The sequence below is a fragment of the Bacteroides sp. OM08-11 genome, assembly GCF_003438665.1.
GTDB lineage: Bacteria > Bacteroidota > Bacteroidia > Bacteroidales > Bacteroidaceae > Bacteroides > Bacteroides cutis.
The window spans coordinates 1-9,138 of the sequence record NZ_QSTJ01000014.1 but is presented as its reverse complement, the minus strand read 5'-3'; the positions used below and the strand labels follow the sequence as shown (position 1 = coordinate 9,138).

Here is a 9,138-nt window from a genome sequence, read left to right as displayed (position 1 = left end):
TTTTTTTTTTTCTCGTTTTATATATTTTATTTTGTGGAAAATATTCGGCGTATGGCAAAGAAAGACCAAAAGAAACGAGATATTATCTTATCTCAAGATAATGCACTCACAACTGCCCGTTATAAGTTCGACCTTATCGAAAAGCGTGCGTTATATTGCATCATTCGCAATATACGGGCAAACTATATCGAACAAGAGGACGGACAAAGAACTTTGTTTGAAAATCTTATAATCACAATCAAAGAGGAAGAACTTCAAAAATGTGGTGATAATACTAAAATGAAGAATATCTATGATGCGCTAAAGCGGCTTAGAAATCGTGATATAGAGATTAATAACGAAAAGATGTGGCTGAGTATCGGTTTTGTCAATTACGTTAAGCATATCAAAAATAAATCATATTTTGAAGTGGAAGTATCCAAAGAGGTACTACCCTATTACGTGGAACTCGCCCAAAACTTCACGAGTTACTCCATGACAGTAGCAATCGCACTCAAAAGCACATTTACCCAACGTTTCTATGAACTATGCTGCCAATATCAAAATAAAGGTTTCTTTTTCTATGCTGTCAATGAGCTACGGGAAATGTTCATGTTGGAAAACAAATATCCACGTTCTTTCGATTTTAAAAAATGGGTACTTGAAACGCCAGCTAAAGAATTAAAAAACCTATATGATGCCGGACAATGTGATTTATACTTCGATTTCGACATAAGGGAAAAGAAAGGTAAAGAAGCACTCTCTTATAACTTTTTCATACACAGCCGTCAAACCGAACAACAAAAGCTATTGGAATACGAAAGTGCCAAACAAGCGATCATCTACATAACAACCACTATTTCGAGATTCTCTAAAAGTGACAAAGGATATGTTAAACGTGTAGTGAACGCTGTACAGTTACACCCGGAAATAGCCGTACAGGTGGCGCAAAAAATACAAAAGAAGTTTGAGCAATATATAGACAAGCCAGCCAAACAAATAGGAGCTATCATCCGGGTTTGCTTAATGGAAGATTTTGGTATAGAATAAAAAACATACAAGTATGAAAACAGGTGATAAAGTTATCGTGCCAGCCGAAATTAACGGCTATGGCAGGGATTTACAGGCAATGGTTACAGAGATAGAGAAGTTTGCTGGGACAATATTCGTAACAGTGGTATTCACCGAACCATGTCCGGAAGCCTACGGAAGAAAAGGAGGCGTTTACCATGACTTCCAGCTAATAACAGAGTGATTTATTTTGCTATAATCGCAATAAATTGCTATAACACATGTAATAAATTGCAATAATAAAACTTATAACTACCTTTGTAACAAAATATAGCATTTACAGCAATGGAAAAAGGACAGGAAAGCAAGCAAAAGAGGAAAACACCGCTTACCACCATAGCGATAAGCCAAGAGTACGCCCAAAAATTAGACGAGTATTTAAACGGTACGGGTATAACTCGCAAAGAATTTGTCGAGTTGTCCGTTGATTATTTCCAAAGAACTGGATTCGACCTTCGAGGTGAAGCATTTGACCTCTCCCCATTAGAAAAGGTTGCCGGGCGGCTGGAACAATCTGCAAAGATCATGGAACAGCACAACGAGGGAACAGAAGCGGTACGCCAGCTATTGCTAGCAGTCCGGGAACAGACCGCTAAACAGCTTCCGGCACCAGAACTGATTGCCCATGCTGCCGAAGAAAAAGCAAAGGCAGAAGCCAAAAACGAAGAACAAGAAAGGGAGATTACCCGGTTACGCTCTGAGAACTCTGCTTTGCTAGAATATAAGAAAAAGGCACATCGAGAACTGTGTCGGGTACGTGACGAACAAAAAATTTTCGGAAAAATACATGTAAAAACTGAGTTGTAATCAAACCTATTGATAATACTATGAAAAAACAATCTATATATTTTTTAGTTATCATCATTTTGTTAGTACAGACATCTTGCCAACAAAACAATGAGGAAGAAGACTTTTTTAATAATCAAATAACACTCTTAGAAAATAATCCTCGATTATATCTTTCTAAAATTGATTCAACCCAAGTCACTAATCTTAATAACTCAAAAGAAGCAACTCATTTCTTATTAGTTTCATTAGCCAACTACTATGTAAATAATTACTACCCACCCAAAGAAGTATTACAAAAAAGTATTCATATTTTCACAAAAAAGAAACTAATTCAACAACAACTTGAATCCCTTTTGTTTCTTGCCAAAACATACAAAAAAGAAAAAAACTTAAAAATGGAGGTGCAAGCTATAGAAAAAGCTATAGATATAGCAAGCCAAATAGAGGATAAAGAATGGCTATGTTGTCTATATGGCTATCTAGGAGATATGTATATCCGCAAATACAACATGTTGAAATTTATCAAATATCAAACATTAGCTAACCAGTGTATTGAAGATATTGCATTTAGGGATATGGATATATCAACTCAAGTACAAACGGCAAAAAGTTTTTTATATATAGGAAATCATAAAAAGTCCTACGAGCTATTGAATTTAATAGAAAGCTCCATTGATAAAAACAACATTTATTATAATGAGATAAAATGCCTACAAGGTATTACGCTATTTAAGACTAAACAATGGGCACTATGTATCGAAAAATTACAGGAAGCTATAATATTAAGCCAAACAGATGATTTTTTGTTTGTCTGCCATTCTATACTAACTTATTGCTATTACTCCATAAATGATTTAGCAAATGCTAATAAACATAGAAAATTAGCTATAGAATATGATACAGATTCGGAAACCAATTTTGCTGAAATAGAATTTTATAAACTGTGTGCAGAATTTGCTAGAGAAAATAATTATATAGACAATCAAATTGATTGCCTGTATAAGGCAATAGAACGATATGAAATTCTTCTAAGGAACTTGAATGGAAGTTCTTTAGATGAAGCTATTCAAGCATATACTCACTTTTGCGATAAAAAAAATTATGAAAAGAAATTATCTACATACAAATATGCTGCTTTAAGTTCTCTTTTTATAGCAAGCATAGGGCTATTAATCTACATCAATAAAAAAAGAAAACAAGCTTACCAAATTGTGGCTCTTCACCAACAAATAGAAACATTGGAAGGCTTAAATAATATAAAAGATGAAGCAAAAATGTTCATCTTACGTGATTTTGAAATAGCCAAACAAATTGCAATGTTGAGATATACGCAAAAAGAACAAAGTGCTAAATTTATAAAAGAATTAAACAGATTCAATATTACACAAAATAATTCTTTACTAACTACGCAATGGGACAATTTTTATAAACACATTGATTTATCTTTTGATAATTTTTATACACTGCTGAAAGATAACTTTTCAGATCTAAATGAAAAAGAACTACAACTTTGCTGTATGATGGTTGCAGGGTTCAAGACAGAAGAAATTGCAGCTATATGGATGCAAAGTATTTTTTCTGTACACAAATATAAAACCAATATCCGAAAGAAACTTAAAACTCCTGAAGGTGCTAATATAATAGCTTTTTTAAGGTCTGCTCCTCCATTCCAATGACAGCTTATACTTTTACAATCTTTTTTTTGTGATGCACCTTAACTATCAAATAGTTATATATTAAGTTTACAAATTCACAAAAAAGCTTACAAATGGCGATTTGAAGTATTAAGTCTAACTTTGCAACGTTCAAAATCAATAAATTATATGATAAAAAAAGGTTTTTTACTTGCATTGTTTGCTATAGGTGTTTTTGCAAATATATTCGCACAGGACACCTTATCTTTCAAAAAGACGAGAGATAAAAATATCTATATAGAGTTTTTAGGAGCTTCTAACCTTATTGGAGTTTCTTTCGATTCAAGATTTACTCCTATATCCCCATGGGGATATAGGATTGGTATTTCTTATTTTCAAGGAGGGGATTCTTTTATTAAAGCATCTAACTCTAATAGAGGGCTATTTTTCCCTATTGAAGTTAACTTCCTCACCTCTGGAAATAAGCACAAATTAGAACTTGGATTAGGTTCTAATCTTGGAATATATAACGAACACATTTCTTTTATAGAAGAATCAAAGGAACAATATGAAACAATAAGTTCCACTTCCAATACAACATTTGGATATTATTTCTTTTCTAATATAGGTTACCGTTACATATCAACTAAAGGTTTTCTATTTAGAATAGGATTAAGCCCTTCTTTTAGTTTTAATGATAAACACGGTATAACAAAAGAACCATTTATTTACCCTTATATTAGTTTTGGATATTCATTTTAATAAATTCACATATATGAAAAAAATCAGTTATATCATCTGTTTAACAGCTATTTTGTGTTCATGTAACAATGAACTTCCTATTGAAAATGTACAAGAGCTACAGACTCCTAAATCAAAAGAAGATTCAGAAATTCTTAGTTTTAAAAATTCAGAAGAGTTCTTATCAACAATAGAAAACTTCGACTTGGATAATCCTATTTTAACAAGAGCAAGTTCATCTTTTGTTTCTGCGGAAAATATCTATGAACAGGAAAACAATGAAAATGCAGATAATGAATATATTGGTTTTCTTATTCCTGATGAAAAATATAGAAATTTTTTCAATAAAGATCTAGAAATAATTATCAATGATACTCTTTACAAAGCAACTAAATATGGTACACTATTTACTCATATTTCAAATAAATCAGAATTAATCAAATCTTTAGAAAATATTTCTGAATTCAAACCGTTATCCAATAATACGAAACAATATGGAAACATTAAACTTATAGACACTTACGGACTATGGGATAAAGAGACTAACAATCCTATTACAGATGATAGTTTTTTTGAAAATGACGAGGATGATTTATTAGTAGAAAACAATGGGACTGAAACTCTCACACGTTCCGCAAGCGATGGAGGTATACCTAAATCTGTCGTAGAATCATTCCCCACAATAGGAACAGCTGATGTAAACCTTATAGATAAGGTCATACACTTTAATCCGGGCTATCTAGGACATACGAAATTAAGATTTAAATCTAATTCAAAAAGAAAACTATATATTTCTCTATACAGAAATGACTATGGATTTGCAGTAAGTATTGGACTTGATTGTAAGGTCATGAAAAAGTTATGGCATGGTATGAAATGGGGACACATGAAACATTGGGATGATGGTATATACTATGGAGTTGCATCACTCGTTGTAAAACAAAAAATCAAGAATCCCAGTTTTGATACTGTACTAGATGAAAATAGAAAAGAGTTTCTAAAGAAACAATGGCAAGAAGCTATTAAGCACAATAATTTCACTAACGCTTCAAACAGTCTAACTGGAGGAATTTCAAATCAATGGAATCCTGAATATAACCATAGCAAACAAGAAAATAAATTCATTATTCCATATATTTCAGTTATAGATGATTTCTTTGGAACAACAAATATATCAAAGAAAATCGAAGATGCTCTTATACGTCAAGGAGCTAATTTCCTAAAAAGCTATGTTAATAGTCATAAAACACAAAGTACACAATTAGTTTGCATATCACAACGAGAGAAAACTGCATATTCTTTATTTAGAAATGATCTCTCTTGGAACGGGGGAGGATATAGAGTAAAAGAAACATTCCTTAGATATTATAGAAACATTGTATTTTCCATTAAAATCAAAGGAGATAAAACAACTCCAGGAGCAGATCTAGGAGACAATGATTTTGTTGGTAAGCCAGAAATTGTATCCTGTGAGGCTATTGTATATACCAAAGATGGTGATGGCTGGATTGGAGCAAAAATAGAAAAAAAATAATCCTAAACAAAATAGGGAAGGAGTTAATATATACGCTCCTTCCCTTCACTTATTGTATGAAAAAAAAGTATCTTATTTTTTTAGTCCTAAGTTTCTGTTTGTTCTCGTCATGCTCAACAATGCTTGAAATAATAACAGGAAATTATAAATGCGCATACCCTAATTGTAATGAACGAGCAACAGAAAATTCAGTATATTGCCCATACCATAAGCCCTACTATCTTAAATAGCATCATCACCAATGTTTTTTCTTTTTTCCTAAACACCTGCCAGCGAAGCACAGAGTATTTGTCAAGGGCGAAGGGTAAAAAATACCGCACGAGCGAAGCGAGCACAGGAGATTTTTTACCCGGAGAGTGAAACGTCCCTTTACAAATACTCTGTGCGGAGTTACCTTTGTGCCGGAAAATAGAAAAATCACATGCCCATTCCGAAACCTCTGCTCCTTTTTGGCTTCTTCAGGAGTTCCAGATCTTCCTCCTGCTGCTTCTTTTTGGGAATAGGCTGCTCGATGTCCGGCGTTTTCTCCACCTGTTGAATTTTTGACTTCTCCGGTTCCTGCCGGGATTGAAGCTCCGCTTTGAGATTGTCCCATTTCTCCTTTCTGATGCGTTCCGCACGTTCCACCTGCCGGGCTATTTCCGCCGGGCTTCCGTTCTTGACAGCGTTAAGATAGTCGAAGCTTTCCTCCGGCTCCCGGTCAAACCCCATGCACCGATCAAAAGAGCTTTCACACTTCCGGAAAAAATCCGTCCGGTCAAAACCTCCCTTCACGTTGCCGCAGTTCTTCTTTCCGGTGTGGTTCGTTTTAGGGCTTAACTTTTTGGTGTTGCTCCGGTCTTTCCGACTGACGATGATATGTGCGTGCATATCGCTGTCACTGTCACCGTCCCGGTTGAAATGGATCTTTGCGTAATATTCCACATCATCGCTTCTCAAGCCTTTTCCGAAACCCTCTGCATAGTTTCTCATCACGTCCTGCCGGATGTACCGCTGCAAGGCTTCCGCACGCTCCTGCGGAGTCCTGCCCATGCAGCGCAGCTCCTTCTCTGAAGGGCTGACGGTGATAACATAGAACTTTGCGTCAGTCCGGCTTAACTTCGCCTTGTTGTTGTCTATCTTGAATGTGACCTCCCTTGCGCTCACGTAGTCCCGGAACTGGTTGAAGAACGGCTGCACCTCCTCCCCTTTCTTCATCCTCTCCAGATCCTCATGCTGGAGATAGTTCGTCACCGCAACACAACTGCCTGTATTGGCGTATGTGCCGTTACCGCCTCCCTGTATCTTCACGTTCATATCTTTTCCCTTTTGTTCTTCTCGTCCTTGTACAAGGCTTTTATATCATCGAAAAGCCCGGCTTTTCCTTTCGCGTCGATGTAGCTTGCGATATAGGAGAAGATCTTCTCCTGCCTTTGCGTCACAGCCTCCAGCCTTGCATAAATGGCTTGTTGGTTCTTCAGAAGCATATCCCTCGACTGACCGACTACCTTTTCCGCCCGGTCCAAAGCCTGCTCCCTTATCCCGGCAAGGCTTGCAAGATCACGCATGAATAGGTCATTGTCCTTTTGGTATTGGCTAAACTTTTTTTCCGTAAGTATCGAGTCCATGCTCATGGTCACTCTCATGCTTGTACTGCCCATGGCTTCACAAGCCGGACGCAAGAAATCCTGCTCCTGCTTCCTGATGAACGCTATCACCTGATCACAGCGTTTGATAAGTTTCTGCATTTCCTTTGCCGGACTTTCATGTTCAACCGGGTTGATGCCGTACTTCTCGAAGTATTCCAGCGCACAGGAAAGGAAGTCTTTCTTTGATACATTATTGGACTTTGCCAGCCTGTCAAGCCGGGCAAACGTTTTTCGATCAATGGTGACAGAAGTGGTTGTTTCTTTATCCATACAATTGCGATTTTAATTGCTAATTATATTATTAAATCTCTGATTTACAAAGGTATAATTTTAACCACAATTTCAAACTAATTGTGGTTAAAAAACTTAAACGGCTGATATTCAGCCGTAATCCCGTAGGGCAAGAGGAAAAACAGGGCAAAGCCCGGTTTCCTCTTGCTGTTCTTTTCGACTGCCGAGCAATCGACGAACACCCTCCCCTGCGGTACGGCGAAAGCTCGTACAAGGGGGACGAGGAGAAGTCGGAGCGAGGCACTAAGAAAGAACCTATTCCACAAACAAAAAACACATCAAAACGGCACAACAGGCTGCATAAAATAAATATATTTTGTTTCGTTATATGGAAACAAATTGTTATATTTGCAACACTAAAAAACTTTATATGGAAGCAAAATCAAGATTCAAGGTCAAATTATCCAACGAAGCCCAAGAGTTTTTAGACGGATTGCCCAACAAGGTACGTGAGAAGATCATTAGCAATATTCGTAAATCCACCTTTGTACTTGATCCTGATTTATTCAAGAAATTGGATGATACGGATATCTGGGAGTTCAGAACGTTCTATAACAAAACCAAGTACAGGCTTCTTGCTTTTTGGGATAAGGGCGATAAGATAAACACTCTGGTAATCGCAACGCACGGGTTTATCAAGAAAACCCAAAAGACACCCCTCAAAGAAATAGCCAAAGCCGAAGAGATTAGAAAAGATTATTTTAATTCAAAAAGATAAAGCGTATGGAAGCAAAGAAATTTTATACACTCGAAGAAATCGAAGATAAATACATCGGAGAAAAAGGTACTCCCAAACGTGATGCCTACGAAGAAGAACTTAACTCTTTTTTGATAGGTGAAGCCATTAAACAGGCTCGCCAATCAAAGAACTTAACCCAAGAGGAATTAGGCAATTTGATAGGAGTGCAGCGGGCTCAAATCTCCCGAATTGAAAACGGTAAGAATTTAACCTTTTCCACCATTGCAAGAGTTTTTAAGGCTATGGGGATAAGTGCTAAACTTGAAATCGGAAGCATGGGTAAAGTTGCATTATGGTAACTGACTATATCCGGGATGCGTTTTCGCTCCCGGAAAACTTCTCATATTACACACAAAAAATCATATTTATACAAATTTTAACACGCGGAAAAATCCTCTCAATCCGTTGCACTTGGCTTTACCTATTTCCACTCTCTTCCTTTCTTCGGAAATTTATCGTATCAAAAACAAGGTGAAAAGTGGAGCGAAGCAACCTCTATAAACCAAAAAAGAAACGCTCCATTGCTTTACGGTAATTTTTAGTTTCTTTTTAGTTACTTTTTCGGCATGTTTTTTTGCTTTGCAATATATTTATATTCAATGAGTTACAAAGTGTCATTTTTGAGAAAAACGAGAAATTTCCGAGAGAAAACGAGAAATTTCCGAGAGAAAACGAGAAATTTCCGTTTTTTTTTGAGAAAAACGAGAAAAAACCGCGAGAGTTTTTTTTTTT

Annotated in this window: 10 protein-coding genes; 8 read left to right on the top strand and 2 right to left on the bottom strand. The window is 36.1% G+C overall.

The genetic code is table 11. The features are described 5' to 3' along the window. Positions 1 to 51 precede the first annotated feature (51 nt). From DXC10_RS16130 to DXC10_RS16105, 6 genes are all read left to right on the top strand, one after another. Positions 52 to 1,029, top strand: coding sequence for a replication initiation protein (locus tag DXC10_RS16130; protein ID WP_032943496.1), 978 nt, complete (start codon positions 52 to 54; stop codon positions 1,027 to 1,029). A gap of 13 nt (positions 1,030 to 1,042) precedes the next feature. Next, positions 1,043 to 1,234: a hypothetical protein gene (locus DXC10_RS16125; protein ID WP_007851405.1), complete on the top strand. Its 192-nt coding sequence runs from the start codon at positions 1,043 to 1,045 to the stop codon at positions 1,232 to 1,234. Between the two features lie 101 nt (positions 1,235 to 1,335). Next, on the top strand, positions 1,336 to 1,857 hold the full coding sequence (locus DXC10_RS16120; RefSeq protein ID WP_007851403.1) for a hypothetical protein: 522 nt from the start codon (positions 1,336 to 1,338) through the stop codon (positions 1,855 to 1,857). Between the two features lie 20 nt (positions 1,858 to 1,877). Further along, on the top strand, positions 1,878 to 3,515 hold the full coding sequence (locus tag DXC10_RS16115) for a LuxR C-terminal-related transcriptional regulator (protein ID WP_007851401.1): 1,638 nt from the start codon (positions 1,878 to 1,880) through the stop codon (positions 3,513 to 3,515). 147 nt (positions 3,516 to 3,662) lie between these two features. Continuing rightward, positions 3,663 to 4,235, top strand: a complete 573-nt coding sequence (locus tag DXC10_RS16110; RefSeq protein ID WP_007851399.1) for a hypothetical protein — start codon at positions 3,663 to 3,665, stop codon at positions 4,233 to 4,235. A gap of 13 nt (positions 4,236 to 4,248) precedes the next feature. After that, entirely contained in the window at positions 4,249 to 5,748 is a 1,500-nt protein-coding gene (locus tag DXC10_RS16105) for a hypothetical protein (RefSeq protein WP_007851396.1), read from the top strand. A 417-nt stretch (positions 5,749 to 6,165) separates the two neighbouring features. Here DXC10_RS16105 and btgB read toward each other — a convergent pair whose 3' ends face one another. Both btgB and btgA read right to left on the bottom strand, forming a co-directional pair. Then, complete coding sequence (gene btgB, locus DXC10_RS16095; RefSeq protein ID WP_007851393.1) at positions 6,166 to 7,044, bottom strand: mobilization protein BtgB; 879 nt, start codon at positions 7,042 to 7,044, stop codon at positions 6,166 to 6,168. Beyond that, complete coding sequence (gene btgA / locus DXC10_RS16090) at positions 7,041 to 7,646, bottom strand: mobilization protein BtgA (protein ID WP_007851392.1); 606 nt, start codon at positions 7,644 to 7,646, stop codon at positions 7,041 to 7,043. Before btgA ends, btgB begins: the two co-directional genes overlap by 4 nt. Positions 7,647 to 8,037: 391 nt before the next feature. On the opposite strand from btgA, the gene DXC10_RS16085 reads away from it, so the two are divergent. Further along, positions 8,038 to 8,385: a type II toxin-antitoxin system RelE/ParE family toxin gene (locus tag DXC10_RS16085; protein WP_007851390.1), complete on the top strand. Its 348-nt coding sequence runs from the start codon at positions 8,038 to 8,040 to the stop codon at positions 8,383 to 8,385. A 5-nt stretch (positions 8,386 to 8,390) separates the two neighbouring features. Then, positions 8,391 to 8,705, top strand: coding sequence for a helix-turn-helix domain-containing protein (locus DXC10_RS16080; protein WP_007851388.1), 315 nt, complete (start codon positions 8,391 to 8,393; stop codon positions 8,703 to 8,705). Positions 8,706 to 9,138: the final 433 nt, after the last annotated feature.